The 20,532-nt window shown below is 31.6% G+C and carries 19 protein-coding genes, 1 other RNA gene and 1 pseudogene; 13 read left to right on the top strand and 8 right to left on the bottom strand.

Annotated features, from left to right (window positions below):
* The first annotated feature begins 2 nt into the window (after window positions 1-2).
* Together ACKTSU_RS07385 and ACKTSU_RS07390 are read left to right on the top strand one after the other, a co-directional pair.
* The gene (locus tag ACKTSU_RS07385; RefSeq protein ID WP_408035733.1) at window positions 3-1,199 is read left to right on the top strand and encodes an alanine dehydrogenase; all 1,197 of its coding nucleotides are present in this window, start codon (window positions 3-5) and stop codon (window positions 1,197-1,199) included.
* Between the two features lie 84 nt (window positions 1,200-1,283).
* Window positions 1,284-1,655, top strand: coding sequence for a DUF4258 domain-containing protein (locus ACKTSU_RS07390; RefSeq protein ID WP_408035734.1), 372 nt, complete (start codon window positions 1,284-1,286; stop codon window positions 1,653-1,655).
* Here the strand turns inward: ACKTSU_RS07390 and ACKTSU_RS07395 are convergent.
* Genes ACKTSU_RS07395 through ACKTSU_RS07405 form a run of 3 tightly spaced genes read right to left on the bottom strand, consistent with a single transcriptional unit; the run spans window position 1,652 to window position 4,881 of the window.
* The gene (locus ACKTSU_RS07395; protein WP_408035735.1) at window positions 1,652-2,245 is read right to left on the bottom strand and encodes a YdeI/OmpD-associated family protein; all 594 of its coding nucleotides are present in this window, start codon (window positions 2,243-2,245) and stop codon (window positions 1,652-1,654) included. The two genes, ACKTSU_RS07390 and ACKTSU_RS07395, sit on opposite strands and share 4 nt — an antisense overlap.
* A complete protein-coding gene (locus ACKTSU_RS07400) occupies window positions 2,245-2,670 on the bottom strand; it encodes a VOC family protein (RefSeq protein WP_408035736.1) in 426 nt (141 codons plus the stop codon). Before ACKTSU_RS07400 ends, ACKTSU_RS07395 begins: the two co-directional genes overlap by 1 nt.
* Window positions 2,671-2,682: 12 nt before the next feature.
* Complete coding sequence (locus ACKTSU_RS07405; RefSeq protein ID WP_408035737.1) at window positions 2,683-4,881, bottom strand: RecQ family ATP-dependent DNA helicase; 2,199 nt, start codon at window positions 4,879-4,881, stop codon at window positions 2,683-2,685.
* A 143-nt stretch (window positions 4,882-5,024) separates the two neighbouring features.
* Here ACKTSU_RS07405 and ACKTSU_RS07410 point away from each other — a divergent pair, with 143 nt between their 5' ends.
* The 4 genes and pseudogenes from ACKTSU_RS07410 to lptB all read left to right on the top strand — a co-directional run.
* The gene (locus tag ACKTSU_RS07410; protein WP_408035738.1) at window positions 5,025-5,996 is read left to right on the top strand and encodes a KpsF/GutQ family sugar-phosphate isomerase; all 972 of its coding nucleotides are present in this window, start codon (window positions 5,025-5,027) and stop codon (window positions 5,994-5,996) included.
* Window position 5,997: 1 nt separating this feature from the next.
* Window positions 5,998-6,819 (top strand): twin-arginine translocase subunit TatC, encoded by an 822-nt coding sequence (gene tatC / locus ACKTSU_RS07415; protein ID WP_408035739.1) that lies wholly within the window; start codon window positions 5,998-6,000, stop codon window positions 6,817-6,819.
* Window positions 6,794-7,141 carry a carboxymuconolactone decarboxylase family protein gene (locus tag ACKTSU_RS07420; protein ID WP_028891915.1) on the top strand — a complete coding sequence of 116 codons (348 nt, stop codon included), beginning with the start codon at window positions 6,794-6,796 and terminating at the stop codon, window positions 7,139-7,141. The genes tatC and ACKTSU_RS07420 overlap by 26 nt, the downstream gene beginning before the upstream one ends.
* Before the next feature lie 87 nt (window positions 7,142-7,228).
* A pseudogene (lptB, locus tag ACKTSU_RS07425) lies at window positions 7,229-7,963 on the top strand (LPS export ABC transporter ATP-binding protein); the annotation flags it as partial.
* Window positions 7,964-8,501: 538 nt separating this feature from the next.
* On the opposite strand, the gene ACKTSU_RS07430 reads toward lptB, so the two are convergent.
* Window positions 8,502-9,248 (bottom strand): CDP-alcohol phosphatidyltransferase family protein, encoded by a 747-nt coding sequence (locus ACKTSU_RS07430; protein ID WP_408036894.1) that lies wholly within the window; start codon window positions 9,246-9,248, stop codon window positions 8,502-8,504.
* Between the two features lie 187 nt (window positions 9,249-9,435).
* Between ACKTSU_RS07430 and ACKTSU_RS07435 the strand changes: the two genes are divergently transcribed.
* Window positions 9,436-10,332 carry a YheT family hydrolase gene (locus ACKTSU_RS07435; protein ID WP_408035740.1) on the top strand — a complete coding sequence of 299 codons (897 nt, stop codon included), beginning with the start codon at window positions 9,436-9,438 and terminating at the stop codon, window positions 10,330-10,332.
* Window positions 10,333-10,404: 72 nt separating this feature from the next.
* Window positions 10,405-11,589 carry a lipoprotein N-acyltransferase Lnb domain-containing protein gene (locus tag ACKTSU_RS07440; RefSeq protein WP_408035741.1) on the top strand — a complete coding sequence of 395 codons (1,185 nt, stop codon included), beginning with the start codon at window positions 10,405-10,407 and terminating at the stop codon, window positions 11,587-11,589.
* Here ACKTSU_RS07440 and aroQ read toward each other — a convergent pair.
* On the bottom strand, window positions 11,566-11,982 hold the full coding sequence (gene aroQ, locus ACKTSU_RS07445) for a type II 3-dehydroquinate dehydratase (protein ID WP_408035742.1): 417 nt from the start codon (window positions 11,980-11,982) through the stop codon (window positions 11,566-11,568). The two genes, ACKTSU_RS07440 and aroQ, sit on opposite strands and share 24 nt — an antisense overlap.
* Before the next feature lie 99 nt (window positions 11,983-12,081).
* A complete protein-coding gene (locus tag ACKTSU_RS07450) occupies window positions 12,082-12,612 on the bottom strand; it encodes a DUF3575 domain-containing protein (RefSeq protein WP_408035743.1) in 531 nt (176 codons plus the stop codon).
* Window positions 12,613-12,711: 99 nt separating this feature from the next.
* Between ACKTSU_RS07450 and ACKTSU_RS07455 the strand changes: the two genes are divergently transcribed.
* Window positions 12,712-13,635, top strand: coding sequence for a site-specific tyrosine recombinase (locus ACKTSU_RS07455; RefSeq protein ID WP_408035744.1), 924 nt, complete (start codon window positions 12,712-12,714; stop codon window positions 13,633-13,635).
* Window positions 13,636-13,655: 20 nt separating this feature from the next.
* Here ACKTSU_RS07455 and ffs read toward each other — a convergent pair.
* An RNA gene (gene ffs / locus ACKTSU_RS07460) (signal recognition particle sRNA small type) lies at window positions 13,656-13,755 on the bottom strand.
* A 176-nt stretch (window positions 13,756-13,931) separates the two neighbouring features.
* Between ffs and ACKTSU_RS07465 the strand changes: the two genes are divergently transcribed.
* The 4 genes from ACKTSU_RS07465 (at window position 13,932) to ACKTSU_RS07480 (ending at window position 19,063) form a co-directional block, all read left to right on the top strand.
* Entirely contained in the window at window positions 13,932-14,459 is a 528-nt protein-coding gene (locus ACKTSU_RS07465) for a DUF4199 domain-containing protein (RefSeq protein WP_408035745.1), read from the top strand.
* A gap of 78 nt (window positions 14,460-14,537) precedes the next feature.
* Window positions 14,538-15,494: a glycosyltransferase family 2 protein gene (locus ACKTSU_RS07470; RefSeq protein ID WP_408035746.1), complete on the top strand. Its 957-nt coding sequence runs from the start codon at window positions 14,538-14,540 to the stop codon at window positions 15,492-15,494.
* Window positions 15,495-15,527: 33 nt separating this feature from the next.
* Entirely contained in the window at window positions 15,528-17,237 is a 1,710-nt protein-coding gene (locus tag ACKTSU_RS07475) for a phospho-sugar mutase (protein WP_408035747.1), read from the top strand.
* Window positions 17,237-19,063: an ABC transporter ATP-binding protein gene (locus tag ACKTSU_RS07480; RefSeq protein ID WP_408035748.1), complete on the top strand. Its 1,827-nt coding sequence runs from the start codon at window positions 17,237-17,239 to the stop codon at window positions 19,061-19,063. Before ACKTSU_RS07475 ends, ACKTSU_RS07480 begins: the two co-directional genes overlap by 1 nt.
* A 41-nt stretch (window positions 19,064-19,104) precedes the next feature.
* On the opposite strand, the gene ACKTSU_RS07485 is transcribed toward ACKTSU_RS07480, so the two are convergent.
* Entirely contained in the window at window positions 19,105-20,529 is a 1,425-nt protein-coding gene (locus tag ACKTSU_RS07485) for a CCA tRNA nucleotidyltransferase (protein WP_408035749.1), read from the bottom strand.
* Between the last annotated feature and the right edge of the window lie 3 nt (window positions 20,530-20,532).

Genomic DNA, 20,532 nt, shown 5'->3' on the forward strand with positions numbered 1-20,532 from the left:
ACATGGGTTCTATTTCACCTTTTACCAAAGAGCAGTTAATGCCACAAACCGAAATGCTTGAAATTAAAAAGCAAAAAGGCGAATTGTTTATCGGTTTACCAAAAGAAACCCATTTTGAAGAAAAACGAATTAGTTTAACCCCCGATGCTGTGGGTGCTCTTGTTGCTCATGGACATCGAATTGTTGTTGAAACTGGTGCCGGAGACGGTGCAAATTACAGTGATAAAGAATACTCTGATGCTGGTGCAAAAATTTCGTACGATGTTAAAGAGGCTTTTGCTTGTAATATTGTTTTAAAAGTTGAACCGCCTTCTTTAGATGAAATTCAGATGTTAAATCCGCAAACGGTATTAATTTCTGCCTTACAACTTAAAACACAAGACAAAAAATACTTTGAAGCTTTAGCTAAAAAACGAATTACCGCTATTGCTTTTGACTATATTAAAGATGAACATGGTGTTTACCCTATTGTAAAATCATTAAGTGAAATTGCAGGAATTGCTTCTATGCATATTGCAGCTGAGCTTTTAACCACATCTAATGGTGGTAATGGTTTACTATTAGGAAATATAGGAGGTGTCCCCCCTACTGATGTGGTTATTTTAGGAGCTGGTACTGTTGGTGAGTTTGCTGCTAGATCTGCTATTGGTTTAGGTGCAAGAGTTAAGATTTTTGATAATTCAATAACTAAACTTAGAAAACTTCAAAGCTGTGTTAATTCTCCTATTTACACTTCTACAATCCAGCCAAAAACCCTTCAAAAAGCACTAATGCGTTGCGATGTGGCTATTGGAGCTATTAGAGGTAAGGATCGTTCGCCAGTTGTTGTTACCGAAGAAATGATAGAGCAAATGAAAGATGGTGCTGTAATTGTTGATGTAAGTATTGATAGAGGTGGTTGTTTTGAAACTTCTCAAATCACAACACATAGCAAACCTACCTTCTCTAATCATGGAGTAATTCACTATTGTGTTCCTAATATTCCCTCTAGGTATTCAAGAACAGCATCTGTATCTATTAGTAATATTTTCACTCCTTATTTATTAGAAATTGCTGAAGAAGGGGGCTTTGAAAATGCAGCTCGTTTTGATAAAAGCTTACGTAATGGTATGTACTTTTATCACGGAATTTTAACGAATAAAACAGTAGCTGATTGGTTTGATTTACCTTACAGAGATATCAACTTACTCTTTTTCTAAAGTTTCAAAAACGAGATATAATAAAGTAAAAATGTTACCAAAAGAATAATATAAGTTATTACTTTTGCCTTTCAATTTTAAAGTATGCAGTGGTTAAAACGTTTTGGTTATTATTTAATAGGTATTGCCTTAGGTAGTTTAGTAGTTCTTTTTATCTGGAAAGGAAAAGATGTTTCTTTTGACTACGGAATGGATGCTCGTACCTTAAAAACGATCAGAATTAAAAAGCGTTTATTTTCTGAGCAAGCTCAACAAGTATTAGCTACCTCTAAAATTGACACTACTACAATTTCAACCATTTTAACTCATGGTGATGTTGACTTTGGAAAAAGTAAACCTCGTTTAAAACCTTGTGCTGAGTATTTTATTACTGGAAAAGACAACTTAAAACATATTGATTTATACGTAATACGCTGTGATTCTACATCTACTATTGATAAAATTACGATTAACTAACAGTTTTTGTATTTGTCATATAAGCCTACTCCATTCAAAATCATCGGGATAATTTTTTCTAATCGTTTTTGTTTGGTAGCTTCTCTTTTTGCTTCAGATATATAATCTGAAAACTCTCTTTGTTTACTCAAAGAAAAAACGTTGAAAGCCTCTTTTAATCTCTCATTTTTATCAAACTCTAATTGAAGCTCATCAGGAATCGACAAAGGTTTTGTATTCTTTTTAACCTTTAATTCTTTTCCTTCTTCAGAATTTTTAATTGCTTCTAAAGCATATTGTTTTACTAAATCAGGCTGAATATCTTCTACTGTATAAAATCTCCATTGACGCATCGCTTGCGTTTTTCCTTCTTGCACATTTACCAACTTTTTTTGCTCATCAATTAAAAAACTTCCTTGAAAAAACCACAATCCACAATAATTTTTAAAAGCAGAGAGTCCTACTATATTTTTTCCTTTATGAACATATACAGGCGCTCCCCATTTAACAGTTTCTTCAAAACCTATTTCTAACAAAACAGAACGCAAGAGATTCAACTCTTGCGTCCATGTGTTTTTATTATTGATATATTCTGTTACTTTAGCATTCATTAAGCTATCGTTTCTTCTAATGAAACCATCCAATTTACACCATATTTATCTCGTAACATCCCAAATTTACCACCCCAAAAAGCTTCTTCTAAAGGCATCATTACAAAAGCTCCTTCTGAAAGCCCATTAAAAATAGCTACAGCTTCATCTTCGTCTTCAGTATTTATACTAACTGCAAAGTTATTTCCTTTGGTAAAAGCCTCATGTTCATTCAAATAATCAGAAGCCATAAGAGCAATATTTCCTGCTTCTAACATACAGTGCATTGTTAATTCCATAGCCTCAGCAGGTACATTTTTACATACTTCTTCTGGTGCGTCTTTAAATTGCATTAACATGGTTACTTCTCCACCTAATACATCTGCATAAAAAGTCATTGCTTCTTTGCAGTTTCCATTAAAATGTAAATACGTACTTGCTTGCATATTATTTGTTTTTTAGTTAGCTATATCACTTGTAAATTTTATACGCATTAAACGTAATTCTTCATCATCATAATCACCATCAAACTCATCTAAAGCATCTTGAATTTTATCTGTCTCAGCTTCCATGAAATACTCATGAATTTCTTCTTGCTGATCTTCATCTAACAAATCATCAATTGCATAATCGATATTCAACTTGGTACCAGAAAACACAATAGCTTCCATTTCTTTAATCAACTCAGACATTTCTAAACCTTTTGAACTTGCTATATCTTCTAAAGGCAGCTTTCTATCTGTATTCTGAATAATATATAGTTTTAATCCTGAATTTACTCCTGTACTCTTAACGATTAAGTCATCAGGACGCATGATATCATTTTCTTCTACATATTTTGATATCAATGCGACAAAGTCTTTACCATATTTTTTAGCTTTTCCTTCTCCAACACCATGAACTTTTGCCAATTCATCTAAATCAATTGGATATTTTAAAGCCATATCATCTAAAGATGGATCTTGAAAAACTGCAAAAGGAGGAACTCCTAATCGTTTTCCTACAGTTTTTCTTAAGTCTTTTAGCATTGCCACCAACTTATCATCAACTCCTCCAGCATTTGACTTTTCGTTTGTTATTATGGTACCGTCATCATCTGTTTCGTAGACGTGGTTTTCAGTCATCATAAAAGAAACAGGATTTTTCATAAACTGTTTACCTTCTTTTGTGATTTTTAATACCCCGTACTGTTCAATCTCTTTTTTGATAAGATCTGCTACTAATACCTGACGGATTAACGCCATCCAATAATGATTATCTTTAGCTTTTCCTACTCCAAAAAATGGTTGTTCGTTTGTTTTGTGAGACTTTAGTAATGCATTTTCTTTACCTATAATAGTATTTACTATTTCTTTAGGCTTATACATTTCACTAGTATTTTTAATAACCGATAATAAGGTTACTACTTCGTCTTTTGCTTCATGCTTTTTCTTCGGATTACGCATATTGTCATCCATATCAGCTCCTTCACCATTTACTTCATCGAATTCTTCTCCAAAATAGTGTAACAAGTATTTACGTCTATTCATTGAAGTTTCAGCGTATCCTACTACTTCTTGTAATAAAGCGTGTCCAACCTCTTGTTCAGCTACTGGCTTATTAGCCATAAATTTTTCAAGCTTCTCTATGTCTTTATATGAATAGAAAGTTAAACAGTAACCTTCTCCTCCATCTCGACCTGCTCTACCTGTTTCTTGGTAATAACTTTCTAAACTTTTAGGAATATCATGATGGATAACGTAGCGTACATCTGGTTTGTCGATTCCCATACCAAAAGCGATAGTAGCAACAACAACATCACAGTCTTCCATCAAAAACATATCCTGATGCTTTACTCTCGTTTTAGCATCTAAGCCTGCATGATACGGAACTGCGTTGATACCATTTACTTGTAAAACCTGAGCTATTTCTTCTACTTTTTTTCTACTCAAGCAATAAATAATCCCTGATTTCCCTTGTCGTTGTTTTATAAAGCGAATTATGTCTTTTTCAACTTCTTTGGTTTTTGGACGTACTTCGTAAAATAAATTGGCTCTGTTAAAGGATGCTTTGAAGACATTTGCATCCGTCATTCCTAGCGTTTTTAATATATCTTCTTGAACTTTCTCAGTAGCTGTAGCAGTCAAACCTATAATTGGCACATTATCAATTTGCTTAATAATACTACGTAAATTTCGGTATTCGGGTCTAAAATCGTGTCCCCACTCTGAAATACAGTGTGCTTCATCAATTGCAACAAAAGATATTTTTTGGTCTCGTAAAAAATCTACATATTCTTCTTTAATAAGTGATTCTGGAGCTACATATAATAATTTGGTAATACCTGATTCGATATCCAATTTTACTTGGGCAATCTCCGATTTGTTCAAGGATGAGTTTAATACATGGGCTATTCCATGATTTTCAGAAATTCCTCTAATAGCATCTACCTGATTCTTCATCAATGCTATTAAAGGTGAAATTACAATAGCTGTACCTTCTTTCATAAGCGCTGGTAATTGGTAACACAGCGATTTACCCCCTCCTGTTGGCATGATTACAAATGTGTTATGATTTTCTAACACACTATTTACTACAGCTTCCTGTAGTCCTTTGAACTTATTAAACCCGAAGATCTTTTTTAATGATCCATATAAATCCGTCTGCTCTTTATTCATCTTCTAATATCAAAAATTAAAAACGAGAACTAATTTACAAAAAATCCTAACAATAAATAGCCGAAACTTTCTTTTTATTAAAAAGATTTTGTTCTTAAATATTCCTATTTTTACACTTTAAAAATTCTTAAAACTTTTTTAACTTGAAAGACGCAAACGCTATTCTCTCAATCGCAAAAGAAACTATACTTTTAGAAAGTAATGCTATTGCTAATTTAGCAAATTTATTAGATAGCTCTTTTACAAATGCTGTTAATTTTATCTTCAACTCGAAAGGTCGTGTTGTTGTTACAGGTATAGGTAAAAGTGCCAACATTGCTACCAAAATGGTTGCTACTTTTAATTCTACTGGTACACCTGCTGTTTTTATGCATGCAGCCGATGCTATTCATGGAGATTTAGGAAATGTACAAGAGGATGATACTGTTATTTGTATTTCTAAGAGTGGTAATACTCCAGAAATTAAAGTCTTAGTTCCTTTAATTAAGAATTCTAAAAATAAAATCATTGCTATTACCGGTAACCCTGATTCTTTCTTAGGAAAAAATGCTGACTTCTTATTAAATTCATTTGTTGAAAAAGAAGCTTGCCCTAATAATTTAGCTCCTACAACAAGTACTACAGCACAACTAGTTTTAGGTGATGCCTTAGCTGTATGTTTACTAGAACTTAGAGGTTTTACTAGTAGTGATTTTGCTAAATACCATCCTGGTGGAGCTTTAGGAAAACGTTTATATTTACGTGTTTCTGACCTTATTAAAAACAATGAGCTTCCTACAGTAAAAAATACAGATAAAGTAACACAAGTAATCGTAGAAATTTCTGAAAAACGATTAGGAGTTACCGCAGTAGTTGACACCAATGGTAAAATTAACGGTATTATTACCGATGGTGATATCCGTAGAATGTTGAGTAAGACAACTAAAATAGATGAACTTACTGCGGCAGATATAATGAGTACCAATCCTAAAACTATAGATGTTGACGCTATGGCTGTTGAAGCTTTAGAAAGAATGGAAAACAACAACATTACTCAAATTTTAGTTACAGATATTGAAAACAATTATGTAGGAGTGGTTCATTTACACGATTTAATTAAAGAAGGAATTTTCTAAAATGGCAGAAAAAGAAATGTCTTTTTTAGACCATCTTGAAGAACTAAGATGGCATTTAGTTAGAAGTTTTACTGCAATTTTTGTGGTAGCAATTGTCATTTTTGCAAATATCAATTTTGTATTTAATGAAATTTTACTAGCACATTTAAAACCTGATTTTGCTACTTATAAATTCTTCTGTAAAACATTTACCGCTATAGGAATTGATAGTAGTTTTTGTAATATAAGTTTTAATCAAACACTACAAGCTTTAAACCCTACTCAGCAATTAATGACGGGGATTTGGTCTTCGTTAATATTAGGTTTTGTAGTTGCTTTTCCGTATGTTTTATGGGAGATATGGCGTTTTATAGCTCCTGGTCTTCATCAAAATGAAAGAAAGAAATCTAAAGGATTTATTTTCACTTCCTCTTTCTTATTTTTCTTAGGAGTTTTATTTAGCTATTACGTTATTTTACCAATGTCTGTTTATTTCTTTTACAATTTTGAAATATCAGATGCTATCCAAAATAACTTTAAAGTTGACGCTTATATAAGTTTAATAACCAATACCCTAATAGGTGTTGCCGTATTTTTTGAACTACCTGTTGTAATTTATTTCCTTTCAAAAATAGGATTGATTACTCCTGAGTTTTTACGAAAATACCGTAAACATGCATTAGTTGTTGTTTTGATTTTATCAGCAATTATAACACCTCCTGATGTTGCAAGTCAAATAATTGTATCGGTTCCTATTATGATTTTATATGAGATAAGTATTTATATCTCAAAGTTTGTAATAAAAAAACAACAAAAACATGTCACAAAAAGTCCAAGAGTTTAATGAGTATCGTTCAAAAATGAACGAGAAAATTCTAGCGTCAGATAATAAAGTAATCAAACGTATTTTTAACTTAGATACTAATGCTTATGCAGAAGGTCATTTGTCAGTAAAAACCAAAGAATTATTAGGTTTGGTTGCTTCTGCTGTATTACGTTGCGACGATTGTATTGCTTATCATTTAGAAACTGCCTACAAAAATGGCGTTACAAAAGAAGAAATGATGGAAACTATGAGTATTGCTACTTTAGTCGGCGGAACCATTGTTATTCCTCATTTACGAAGAGCTGTAGAGTTTTGGGAAGCTTTAGAAAACGAAGCCTAACTTTATCGTACAATTGTTTAAGAGGATTTTAAGAAACTGTTTTGTTACTTTTACACTTTTAAACAATTCCACTTTCAACTATAAGAAATGAAATTAAGAGCAGATAACATACAAAAAGTTTACGGTAACAGAAAAGTTGTAAAAGGTATTTCTTTAGAGGTAGAGCAAGGTGAAATTATCGGATTACTAGGTCCTAACGGAGCAGGAAAAACAACTTCTTTCTATATGATCGTTGGAATGATTAAACCAAATGATGGTCATATATTTTTAGATGATGAAGAAATAACTACCGATGCCATGTACAAGCGTGCTCAAAAAGGAATTGGTTATTTAGCGCAAGAAGCTTCTGTTTTTAGAAAATTATCTGTTGAAGATAATATTATGTCTGTTTTAGAATTTACAAACAGAACCAAAGCTGAAAGAAAACAACGCTTAGAAGAATTAATTGATGAATTTAGTTTAGGTCATGTTCGTAAAAACCGTGGTGACTTATTATCTGGTGGAGAACGTCGTAGAACAGAAATAGCTCGTTGTTTAGCTTCTGATCCTAAATTTATTTTATTAGATGAGCCTTTTGCAGGTGTAGATCCTATTGCCGTAGAGGATATTCAAGGAATCGTTGCTCAATTAAAGAATAAAAACATCGGAATTTTAATTACAGATCACGATGTACAAGCTACCTTAGCTATTACTGATAGAACCTATTTAATGTACAATGGTGGTATTTTGAAAGAAGGTACACCTGAAGAGTTAGCTGAAGATGAAACAGTTCGTAAAGTATATCTTGGAAAAGATTTTGAACTAAAAAAGAAGAATTTTGAGAATAATCATGCCATTACTCAAAATCATTTTATAATTGAAAGTGCTAAAGAAGATGAAATTCTAGCCTCTTTTTCTGAAGTTTATCATAATCACAATTTAAAAAAAGGATTCAAACTATATAGAAAAAAGGGAAGCACCAGTTCTTTCCTTGTTATCCCTTCTGATAAAACAGACTTTGTTGATTTTTGTAACATCTGTATTGATATTAAAAACATAGATGTGAAAGGAAACATTAAAGTTTCTGATTACAGCTACGGAAAAATAGCTAACTATAACGATTGGTGTAATTTTGAAATAGACACTGATAAAGTTATATTGACGAATAGAAACAATGAAAATTGGGACATCTTCAAAGACGGAGACTATTCAAAAAACAAACATATAAGTAAACCTTTTGCAGAAGATAAATTATCCTTAGACAACTACCACTTCATAATGGATATTTATGATCCTGAAAAAAGTAATTAAAATAAAAAACCACGTTGTTAACAACGTGGTTTTTTTATGACTTCGCTCTTCTACTCGAGATTTTTTTATACTATTTTGACGAAAGTTTTTTATCTGAATTATTTACAAGAGATAACACTACATATGAAAGAATAATCATAGGTACTGCAACTATCTTTAACGTGATAATTAACACTACAGATAAAGCCAAGAATACATATTTTATCACATTATCTTTAAAATAAAAGTTTTTAAACTTTAAAGAAAATAACGGAATTTCAGCATTCATCAAATACGTAAATAATGCAGTTATAGTCAATAAAAAATATTGATTTTCTATCAAACCTATAAAAAACGATTCTTTATCAAACTGAGCTATTAATGGTAATGAAATTACAAATAAACTCATTGCTGGTGTTGGTACACCAATAAAACTATCCGATTGACGTTCGTCGATATTAAACTTAGCCAAACGATACCCAGCCCCTAGTGTTAATATCAACCCTAAATATGGTAAATTACTACCAGTAGCTCCGTATGTATCAACTCCAAAGTAACCAACAGCATCAACATCAAAAGCATTCACCAACATTTGCATCATTACAATTCCTGGTACTACACCACTCGTTACCATATCTGCTAAACTATCCAATTGTTTTCCTAACTCCCCTTGTACATTTAACATACGTGCTGCAAATCCATCAAAAAAATCAAAAAGAATTCCTACCATCACTAAAATTGCTGTTGCAAAAAAGTCTCCTTTAATAGCAAAAACAGTAGCAATTGTACCACATAACAAGTTTCCTAAAGTCAATAAATTTGGAATATATTTTTTGATATTCATAGTGTTTCATAATTTACAGCTAAAATAAGAAATCATTTGATGAGTTTTATGTTTTAACTATTTTTTGTCATATTTGTTTTAAAAGCTATAACGCAGTATTATGCCAATTATTTCAGACATATTTTCACCCAGCTTACCTTTTAAGAACGGGCATTTTAACACAATTTATCGTCCTTTATTCATGAAAAACACAATTGTGTATGACCGAACAAGAGTAACAACTTGGGATGCCGATTTTATAGATTTAGATTTTTCTTTCGTAGGTTCAAAAAGCTTAGTATTGTTAATTCACGGATTAGAAGGGAGTTCACAATCAAACTATATGATTACCACTTCTAATTACCTTAATAAAAAAGGGTTTGATACTGTTTGCATGAATCTGAGAGGCTGCAGCGGTGAAGACAATTTACTTTTAGGAACATACCACAGTGGTAAAACTGATGATGTTGATTTTATCATCAAATATCTTAATAACAATTACAGTTATGATGAAATTATTCTTGTCGGATTTAGTTTAGGAGGAAACCTAACGTTGAAATATTTGGGTGAGTTTAGCGACATTCCTTCAGAAGTAAAAGGAGGTGTAGCTGTTTCTGTCCCTGTCGATTTAACCTCTTCACAAGCTGAATTAAACAAGCTAAAAAACAAAATATACCTGAATGAGTTTTTAAAAACAATGAAATTAAAACTTCTAAAAAAAGCTGAAAAATTTCCTGATTTTAAACTCAACAAAGAATTGTTATTTAAAGCAAGTAAGTTTCGTCACTTAGAAAAACAATACACAGTTCCTGTTTTTTGTTTCGAAAGTTCTGAAGATTATTGGCAAAAAGCAAGCTCAAAACCTTTTATCCCTGAAATAAAAGTCCCAACATTACTTATAAATGCTTTAGACGATAGTTTTTTATCAAAAGAGTGTTATCCAACAAAAGAAGCCAAAAACATGAAGAACTTTCATTTGTTAACTCCAAATTATGGAGGACATGTTGGTTTTATATCATCTTTTACCAATACTGAAAATGACTGGTTAGAAAAACGTATCTCCCAATTTATAGAGGAAACTATTGGAATTAAACATTAACCTAAAAATTCATAACTATATGAATCGGTTTTATGATATTTGTAAAACACTCATGTAGTTTAGCTTTTTATGATGATAAAAAAATTTGCTTTCATTTTACTTACTTTATTAAGTATTACCCTAGGAATTTCTCAAAACACCAATACTTTAACTTTATCTAAATTTTCACGAATAAGTGTAATTACTTCAGGACCTGGAGAAGCTTTATATGAAAAATTTGGGCACACAGCGGTTCGTGTAAAAGATCCTGTTTTACAACTTGATTTAATCTATAACTACGGTATTTTCGATTTTGAAGACCCTAACTTTTATATCAATTTTACAAAAGGATTTATGAAATATAAATTGGCTCGCTATCCATTTTATTTATCCTTAAAAAGCGCGCAACAAGATGGTCGTTGGGTTAAAGAACAAGTTTTAAACTTAACACAACTACAAAAAAATGAGTTTTTTAATTTTTTAGAAAACAATGCGCTTCCTGAAAACGCAAGTTACTTCTACGATCCATTTTTTGACAATTGCGCTACCAGACCTCGTGATATCATCCAAAAAGTAGTAGGTGATAGTTTACTTTTTAAAGGTGATTTTGTTTCAGAAAATTTATCACTGAGACAATTAATGAATAAAGAAATCAACCCAAATACATGGGGAAGTTTTGGTATTAATATTGCTTTGGGAAGTAAACTAGATAAACCAGCTACTCCTTCAGAATATTTATACCTTCCTGATTATGTTTTTGAAGCTTTAAAGGTTTCCAGGATTATCAAAGGAGATAAAGAAGAAAATTTAGTTCAAAAAACAAATATTTTACTAGATTTTGAAGAAAAAAAATCAAAAAGTGATGCTTTTAGTCCGTTTTTAGCAATAGTACTTTTCTTTTTATTAGGACTTTTTATCACCTATAAAGATATTAAAAACTCAAAAAGAACTAAATGGCTTGACTTTACGTTGTTTTTTACAACAGGAATTTTAGGTTTTTTAATTGTATTCTTATGGTTTTTCACCAACCATTCAACAGCACCAAATAATTTTAATTTTTTATGGGCATTTGCTCCAAATACAGTTGTAGCTTTCTTCTTATTAAAAAAAGAACCGCCTATGTGGATTCGTAAATACTGTTTAGTTTTATTAGCTTTTTTATTACTTATTCCTGTAGTATGGCTAACTAAAATACAACTATACACCTACCCTATAATCCCTTTATTTATACTATTAGGAATTCGTTATTGGTATCTACAAAAAACTTTTAAGCGCTAATTCATACCCTTGTAAACCAAATCCGAAAAGAACTCCTTTTGCATTCGGGGCGATATAACTCACATGTCTAAACTCCTCTCTTGCATGTATGTTAGAAATATGCACTTCAACCACTGGGGTTTCAATTGCCTTAACAGCATCACCAATACCTACAGAAGTATGCGTATAAGCTGCTGCATTAAGTATGATTCCATCATAATCAAAACCAACTTCGTGTAATTTATTTATTAACTCACCTTCTATATTTGACTGAAAATACTCTAATTCAACAGTAGGATATTTCTTTTTTAATTCATTAAAAAAGTCTTCAAAAGAATTTGAACCGTAAATAGTTGGCTCTCTTTTTCCTAATAAATTTAAGTTAGGTCCGTTAATTATGATTATTTTTTTCATCTCTAGTATTTCGTGTAAAAATAACTTTTTTAATTTTCTTGTATAAAAAAAGGAAGCAAAATTGCTTCCTTTTAAAATATTTTAAAGTTTTAGAACCTATTACCAAGCGTATCCTAACGAAACACCTAATCTTGGTAAAAATCCATCAATACTAACAGTAGTTCCTCCTGTTGCAGAAGCAGAAACATATTGTGCTCCAAAATTTAAATCTAAAGCAAAACCTGAATCTCCTCCACCAAATACCCACTGGTATCCAGCTAAAGCACCACCAGAAAAAGCAGAAAAACCTACGTCTTCACCTGTGTTATTTTCTGCTGAAGCAGAAGAGTAACTTACAAAAGGCGCAGCATACCATCCTCTAGGAGCGTCTTTATCAGAAGAAAAGTAAAATTTATATTTACCTTCAACTCCAATAGCACTTGTGCTAATTTTTTCTGAACCAGAAGTTACATCAGCACCAGCATAAGATAATCCTACTTCAAAAGCCCCCTTGTCAGAAACAGCTCTTTCGTAAGATAATTCAGCCGTCCCAAATGCTAATCCAATAGGGTTTGCCTTAATAACATTCTTTTGTGCGTTTGCAGTAAAACCAGCAGCTACCATAGCAATTACTAATAATAATTTTTTCATAAATTTTTAATTTTATTAATTATAAGTTTGTGCAGCGAAAGTAATTTTATTTTTTATTTTTCAACATTTTTTTTTCAAAAAAAAACACATTTTTACACAATGAACTGGGAGTCAACAATATACAATTACACTAATTATTTAAAAATTGAAAGAGGCCTTTCAAAAAACTCGATAGACAGTTATAAAAGAGATATAAATAAGCTTTTTTTATTTGTAGAAAACTTAGAAAATACTCACTCCCCAATTCATATAGCTACAGAAACTATTCAACAGTTCATTTATGAAACTAGTAAAAATATTAATGCTCGTAGTCAAGCTCGATTAATTTCTGGACTTCGTAGTTTTTTTGATTATTTAGTTTTTGAAGACTATCGAAAAGATAATCCAACCGATTTAATTGAAAGCCCTAACATTACAAGAAAACTTCCTGACACTTTAGAAAAAGAAGATATAGATGAGTTAATTGCTGCTGTCGATTTAAGTCACCCTCAAGGAGAGCGTAATAAAACCATTATAGAAACTATTTACAGTTGTGGACTCCGTGTAAGTGAATTAATCAATTTACAACTCTCTGATTTATTTTTTGATGAGGGCTATATTCAAGTTCTTGGAAAAGGAAACAAATATCGTTTTGTTCCTATTCATATTACCACTATTCATAGACTGAACTTTTATATTAATGAGATTAGATCTCAAATCACTCCTAAAAAGGAAGATGAAGACACTGTTTTTTTAAATAGAAGAGGAAAAAAGCTAACCCGCCAAATGATTTTTATTATCTTAAAAGAATTAGCTCAAAAAATTAATCTTAAAAAAAGTATTGGTCCGCATACATTACGACACTCTTTCGCTACTTATTTACTAAAAAACGGGGCAGATTTACGTGTTATTCAACAATTATTAGGTCATGAAAGTATTACGACTACCGAAATTTATGTCCATTTAGACAATAGCTATCTTAAAGAAGTGGTTGAATTACATCACCCTAGAAGTGGTTTTAATTTAAATGAAGAGGAAAAATAAACGAAACTTTTAGGTACAAAAAAAGGCAAGCTACCTACATCACACCGCTACGACCTAATACCCTTGCTGCGTTCCCGCCCTGGGGGGATTCAAAGGGAGCTGGTTGTGTAGGACTTGCCGATGCAAATTTACAACCATTTTTTCGTAAAAAACAACAAAATTTCAATAAAAAAACTGTAACATTTCTAAGTTTTTGAATACTAATAGTTTGTTATTTATATTTTTTTCTTTTGACAGGATAAAATAAACGTAACATTAAAAAAGAATATATTTGTATCACTAACTAAATTCACACAATGGAAAATCAAACAAACAGCAAAAACATTATTTTAAACTATGGATTAATTTACGGAGGAGCTATAGTTTTAACCAACCTTATAATTTACGCTTTGGGTATGACCTTCGATACTGTGGGAGGAATAATTAATATGATTGTATTAGCTGCATGTATTATTGCTCTTCCTATTTTAGCTATAAAAAAATACAAAAAAGATAATAATTCTTTTTTAACTTGGGGACAAGCTTTAAAAATAGGTGTAGGTGTTGTTGCTATTGGTGCTTTAATAAGTATTATCTATAGTCATATTTTCACTGGTCTTATTGAACCAGATTTCTATAACCAATTAAACGAATTCCAAACTCAAAAATTACTAGATGCTGGTTTAACAGATGAGCAAGTTGATACTCAATTAGCTATGCAATCTAAATTTCAAGGAACTCTTATTGGAGACGCATTAGGTTTTTTATTTTATGTTTTTCTTGGTTTTGTCGTATCAGCAATAACTGGTGCTATCATGAAAAAAACAGAAGAAGACCAATATTAAAAATAGTTTAAACAAGTTAAAGTTTTACATAAAAGTAATACTTCGTAACTTTACCTTTTTAAACATTGAATAAAATATATGGATATATCGGTAGTAATACCTCTTCTTAACGAAGAAGAGTCTTTACACGAGTTACACGATTGGATTGCAAAAGTTATGCAGTCCAATCAATTTTTATATGAACTTATTTTTATTGACGATGGAAGTACTGATAATTCTTGGAGAATAATAGAAGAATTATCACAAAAACATCAAGAAGTAAAAGGTTTACGATTTCAAAGAAATTATGGTAAATCCCAAGCCTTAGATGCTGGATTTGCTTTAACTAAAGGCGATGTAGTTATTACAATGGATGCCGACTTACAAGATAGTCCTGATGAAATACCTGAACTATACCGCTTAATTACTGAAGAAAATTTTGATTTAATTTCTGGATGGAAAAAGAAACGATACGATAATATCGTTACCAAAAATATTCCCTCAAAATTATTTAACTGGGCAGCTCGAAAAACATCAGGACTAAAATTACACGATTTTAACTGCGGATTAAAAGCTTACAAAAATGAAGTAGTTAAGGCGGTAAAAGTAAGCGGTGAAATGCACCGTTATATTCCTGTTTTAGCTAAAAATGAAGGTTTTAATCGTATTGATGAAAAAGTAGTACAACACCAAGCTCGTAAATACGGAGTTACCAAATTTGGAATGGATCGTTTTGTTAACGGTTTTTTAGACTTAATTACTATTTCCTTTTTATCTAAATTCGGTAAACGCCCTATGCACTTTTTTGGTTTATGGGGAACTTTAATGTTTATTTTCGGATTCTTATCTGCCTTTTTTATTGGAGTGATGAAAATATACCACCTTACTGTCGGAGTAAAAACAATACTCGTTACAAGTAATCCTTGGTTTTACATAGCCTTAACTTCCATGATTTTAGGAACTCTAATGTTTTTAGCAGGATTCTTAGGTGAGCTAATTATCAAGAGTAATCCGCAACAAAAACATTATAAAATTAAAGAACAACTGAATTTTTAAACTCGTACCTTTGTACGTTTTTTAATTTGATACATGAAAGAGATTTTAAACAGCGCAAAACTGTGGCTTTCTGACGATTTCGATTCAGAAACCCAACAAGAAATTCAGCAATTAATTAATACTAATGCTGACGATTTAGCAGATCGTTTTTATAAAAATTTAGAATTCGGAACTGGAGGAATGCGTGGAATTGTTGGCGCAGGTACCAACCGAATTAATAAATACACCTTAGGTAAAGCAACTCAAGGATTAAGTAATTACTTACACAAAACATATCCTGATAAAACATTAAAAGTAGCTATTGGTTACGATTGCCGCCACGACAGTGAATGGTTAGCTAAAGTGGTTGCTGATGTATTATCTGCAAATAACATTCAAGTATTTTTGTTTGAAGATATGCGTCCTACTCCAGAATTATCATTTGCGGTAAATTATTTAGAATGTGACGCAGGAATCGTATTAACAGCTTCTCACAATCCACCAGAATATAACGGGTATAAAGTATATTGGAATGATGGTGGTCAAATAGTTCCACCACATGATACAGAGATCATCAATGAAGTAAATTCTTTAGCCTTTTCAGAAATTAATTTCAATGCAAAAGAAGAATTGATAACTTCTATCGGAAGCGAAATTGATGAAGCATTTTGGAAAGCTTCTTTAGCGAATGGAACTTTTGATATCAAAGGTCGTGAAGATTTAAAAATTGTTTTTACTTCGTTACATGGAACCTCTATCAAGTTAATTCCTGAAGTTTTAAAACGTGCAGGTTATACTCAAGTTCATATTGTTGAAGAACAAGCTATTCCTGATGGTGATTTCTCTACGGTAGAATCTCCAAATCCTGAAGAACCAGCAGCTCTTAAAATGGCGGTAGATTTAGCTAATAAAATTGACGCTGATATCGTATTAGGAACCGATCCTGATTCAGACAGAATTGGAATTGCTGTTAGAGGTATAGATGGAAACATGACTTTGTTAAACGGAAATCAAACCATGAGTATGATGACCGATTTCTTGATCAATGATTGGAAAAAACAAGGAAAATTAAACGGAAAACAATTTGTAGGCTCTACGATTGTTTCTACCAATTTAGTGAATGAAATTGCAGATTCATATGGAGTTGAAACTAAAGTTGGATTGACTGGTTTTAAATGGATTGCTAAAATGATTAAAGACCATCCTGAACTTAACTTTATTGGTGGTGGTGAAGAAAGTTTTGGTTATATGGTAGGTGATTTTGTACGCGATAAAGATGCGGTTACCTCTGCCCTACTTGCTTGTGAAATTGCGACAGATGCAAAAGCCAATAACAGTTCGTTCTACAAGGAATTATTAAACCTATATACTCGTCATCATTTATATAAAGAACATCTAATTTCTTTAGTAAAAAAGGGAATGGACGGTGCGCTACAAATTAAACAAATGATGGATGATTTACGTAACAATCCATTAACTGATATAGATGGTTCTAAGGTTGAATATTTATACGATTATCAATCTTCAACAAGAAAAAATTTAATCACTGGTGAAGAAACTACAATCGACATTCCTAAATCGAACGTATTAATCTATCACACAGAAGACGGAACTAAAATTGCAGCACGTCCAAGTGGTACTGAACCCAAAATTAAATTTTACTTTAGTGTAAAAAACAAATTAGATACTGCTTCAAATGCTAAAACTGTAGAAAAAGAATTAGACACTAAAATTCAACGAATTATAAAAGAACTAAATTTATAATGGACTATTTTAAAAAGATTATTAGATACGCAATACCATACAAAAAATATGGATATTCAAATGTCTTATTTAATATCTTATATGCTCTTTTTTCTACTCTTTCATTTTTGGTACTAATGCCAATGTTAGAAGTTATTTTTAAGCATGATACTCCTAGAGTAACTGAAAAACCTGTTTTTGAAGGAATCACAAAAATTATCGAGTACTTTAAAGGTACTATTTCTTTTTATGTAAACGATATTGCTGGTGATGATAAATCAAAAGCATTAATGGTTGTTGTTGGTTTAGTCATTATTACTTTCTTTTTAAAGAATATCTTTAATTACTTAGCTATGTACTTTATTACATTTTTAAGAAATGGTGTTTTAAAAGATATCCGAAACGATTTATACAAGAAAACTATAGAGTTACCTATCTCCTATTTTTCTGAAAAGAGGAAAGGAGATACTATGGCACGTATTGGTACTGATGTATTAGAAATCCAGCATTCTTTTTTATCTATTTTAGAAATGTTGGTAAGAGAACCTTTAACTATAGTTTTTACTATTATAGCAATGATTGCCATAAGTTTTAAATTAACCATTTTTGTCTTTATTTTTATCCCTATTTCTGGATATGTGATTTCACTTATTGGTAAGAGTTTAAAACGAAAATCAGATAATGTACAAAAAGAACAAGGCTATTTTTTATCTTTACTAGAAGAAACTTTAGGTGGTTTAAAGGTTATTAAAGGATTTACTGCCGAAAAAGAATTTCAACAAAAATTTGAAAATTCAACTAACCGCTTTTATCATTTCTCTAACACCTTATTAAACAGAACCAATTTAGCTAGTCCTGCAAGCGAGTTCTTAGGAATCGGCGTTATTGCTGTGCTACTTTGGTATGGAGGTAGACTAGTTTTAATTGATGGCTCTTTAGACGGGGAAGATTTTATTGCTTATATGGGATTAGCATATAATATTTTAACTCCAGCAAAAGCTATTTCAAAAGCGAGCTACAGTGTTAAAAAAGGAAATGCAGCTGCTGAACGTGTTTTAGAGATTCTAGAAACTGAAAACCCTTTAAAAGATACTCCGAATGCTATTAACAAGAAAGCTTTTGATACTGAAATTTCAATAGAGAATATTTCTTTTAAATATGAAGACAGCTATGTTTTAAAAGACTTTTCTTTAACTATTCCGAAAGGGAAAATGGTTGCTTTGGTTGGACAGTCGGGAAGTGGGAAATCTACTATTGCCAATTTATTAACTCGCTTTTACGATGTTAACAAAGGAACAATCAAAATTGATGGAGTTGATATAAAAACTATCAAAAAACATTCTTTACGACAATTAGAAGGTTTAGTAACTCAAGACTCTATTTTATTTAACGATACCGTAAGAAACAATATTACTTTAGGAATTGAAGGGAAAAGTGACGAAGAAATTATTGAAGCCGCAAAAATAGCTAATGCTCACGAGTTCATAAAAGACTTACCTAATGGCTATGACACAAATATTGGCGATAGTGGAAATAAACTTTCGGGTGGACAAAAACAACGTTTAAGTATTGCTCGTGCGGTTCTTAAAAACCCGCCAATTATGATTTTAGATGAAGCTACTTCAGCTTTAGATACAGAATCAGAAAAATTGGTACAAGATGCCTTAGAAAAAATGATGCAAAAAAGAACATCTGTAGTCATTGCACATCGTTTGTCTACCATTCAAAAAGCTGATTTAATTGTAGTAATGCAAAAAGGAAAAATTGTTGAGCAAGGAACTCATGAAGAACTCATATCTAAAAGTGGAACGTATAAAAAGCTTGTAGAAATGCAATCTTTAGGATAATAAAAAAGAGAAGTAAAATACTTCTCTTTTTTATTTCTTTATTATTTACTCAGTTTTAATCCTAACTGTGCTCCCTTTTCTAACATAAATTGATACGAAGCATCATGTTCATTAGGGATTTTACCATCCAAAATGGCTTCTTTTATCGCTTCTTTTATCTGACCAATTTCCCTACAAGGTTTCAAATTAAAAGCTTCCATAATCTCTTCTCCTGTAATTGGAGGTTGAAAATTACGAACTCTATCACGCTCTTCTACCTCTTTAATTTTTTGACGTACTATTTCAAAATTCTTATGGTAACGTTTAAATTTCTTAGGGTTCTTGGTCGTTATATCTGCTTCACATAACGTCATTAATGATTCTACATCATCTCCTGCATCAAAAATTAAACGACGTACAGCAGAATCTGTCACTTCACTTGCTAAAACAATCGGACGAGAACTTAACATCACCATTTTTTGAACAAATTTCATCTTATTGTTCAATGGCATTTTTAAACGTTTAAATAACTTATACACCATCTTCGATCCCACAAACTCATGAGAATGAAACGTCCAACCTATTTTTTTGTGATAACGTTTCGTTGGTGCTTTACCTATGTCATGTAATAGCGCTGCCCAACGAAGCCAAACATCCTCTGTATTTTCAGCAATATTATCAACAACTTCTAAGGTATGATAAAAGTTATCTTTATGCTTTTGTCCTTCTACCTCTTCTACTCCTTTTAAAGCAATTAGTTCTGGTAAAATCCTCTCTAACAACCCTGTTTTTTCTAACAATAAAAACCCGATAGACGGTACTGGAGATTCTATAATCTTATTCAACTCAACCACAATACGTTCACGAGTAATAATATCAATTCTCGAAGCATTCTTTGTAATTGCGTTTAACGAATTTTCTTCTATTGTAAAATTCAACTGGCTAGCAAACCTGATGGCACGCATCATACGTAACGGATCGTCAGAATAGGTAATATCTGGATCTAACGGTGTTCTGATAATTTTAGCTTCTAAATCCGCTATTCCTCCGAAAGGATCAAGCAACAATCCGAAATCATATTCATTTAAACTTAATGCTAATGCATTAATTGTAAAATCTCTCCTGTTTTGATCGTCTTGTAAGGTTCCTTTAGAAACTTTTGGATTTCTACTCTCTTCCGAATAGGATTCTTTACGCGCCCCAACAAACTCTATTTCAATATCTTGAAAACGTAACATGGCTGTTCCGTAAGTCTTAAACACTTGAACCTTTGGCTTATTGGGTAGTAATTCAGCTACTTTTTGAGCTAAATCTATTCCACTTCCAACCGCAACCACATCAACATCTTTGGCTGTACCACGTTGTAAAATAAAATCACGTACAAAACCGCCAATTACATAGCTTTTTAGTTGTAATTCTTCAGCTGCTTGGGATATATATTGAAATATTTCTGCAGAAATTGCTTCCTTAAAATATTGTTTTTGCATACA

Origin of the sequence: Tenacibaculum aestuarii (assembly GCF_964510395.1) — a bacterium.
In the GTDB taxonomy this organism is placed as follows: domain Bacteria; phylum Bacteroidota; class Bacteroidia; order Flavobacteriales; family Flavobacteriaceae; genus Polaribacter; species Polaribacter aestuarii.

Excerpts from the sequence above, each read along its gene's own strand:
- ACKTSU_RS07385 (WP_408035733.1), top strand. The coding sequence starts at position 3 with ATGGGTTCTATTTCACCTTTTACCAAAGAGCAGTTAATGCCACAAACC.
- ACKTSU_RS07390 (WP_408035734.1), top strand. The coding sequence starts at position 1,284 with ATGCAGTGGTTAAAACGTTTTGGTTATTATTTAATAGGTATTGCCTTA.
- ACKTSU_RS07395 (WP_408035735.1), bottom strand. The coding sequence starts at position 2,245 with ATGAATGCTAAAGTAACAGAATATATCAATAATAAAAACACATGGACG.
- ACKTSU_RS07400 (WP_408035736.1), bottom strand. The coding sequence starts at position 2,670 with ATGCAAGCAAGTACGTATTTACATTTTAATGGAAACTGCAAAGAAGCA.
- ACKTSU_RS07405 (WP_408035737.1), bottom strand. The coding sequence starts at position 4,881 with ATGAATAAAGAGCAGACGGATTTATATGGATCATTAAAAAAGATCTTC.
- tatC (WP_408035739.1), top strand. The coding sequence starts at position 5,998 with ATGGCAGAAAAAGAAATGTCTTTTTTAGACCATCTTGAAGAACTAAGA.
- ACKTSU_RS07420 (WP_028891915.1), top strand. The coding sequence starts at position 6,794 with ATGTCACAAAAAGTCCAAGAGTTTAATGAGTATCGTTCAAAAATGAAC.
- ACKTSU_RS07435 (WP_408035740.1), top strand. The coding sequence starts at position 9,436 with ATGAAAAACACAATTGTGTATGACCGAACAAGAGTAACAACTTGGGAT.
- ACKTSU_RS07440 (WP_408035741.1), top strand. The coding sequence starts at position 10,405 with ATGATAAAAAAATTTGCTTTCATTTTACTTACTTTATTAAGTATTACC.
- aroQ (WP_408035742.1), bottom strand. The coding sequence starts at position 11,982 with ATGAAAAAAATAATCATAATTAACGGACCTAACTTAAATTTATTAGGA.
- ACKTSU_RS07450 (WP_408035743.1), bottom strand. The coding sequence starts at position 12,612 with ATGAAAAAATTATTATTAGTAATTGCTATGGTAGCTGCTGGTTTTACT.
- ACKTSU_RS07455 (WP_408035744.1), top strand. The coding sequence starts at position 12,712 with ATGAACTGGGAGTCAACAATATACAATTACACTAATTATTTAAAAATT.
- ACKTSU_RS07465 (WP_408035745.1), top strand. The coding sequence starts at position 13,932 with ATGGAAAATCAAACAAACAGCAAAAACATTATTTTAAACTATGGATTA.
- ACKTSU_RS07470 (WP_408035746.1), top strand. The coding sequence starts at position 14,538 with ATGGATATATCGGTAGTAATACCTCTTCTTAACGAAGAAGAGTCTTTA.
- ACKTSU_RS07475 (WP_408035747.1), top strand. The coding sequence starts at position 15,528 with ATGAAAGAGATTTTAAACAGCGCAAAACTGTGGCTTTCTGACGATTTC.
- ACKTSU_RS07480 (WP_408035748.1), top strand. The coding sequence starts at position 17,237 with ATGGACTATTTTAAAAAGATTATTAGATACGCAATACCATACAAAAAA.
- ACKTSU_RS07485 (WP_408035749.1), bottom strand. The coding sequence starts at position 20,529 with ATGCAAAAACAATATTTTAAGGAAGCAATTTCTGCAGAAATATTTCAA.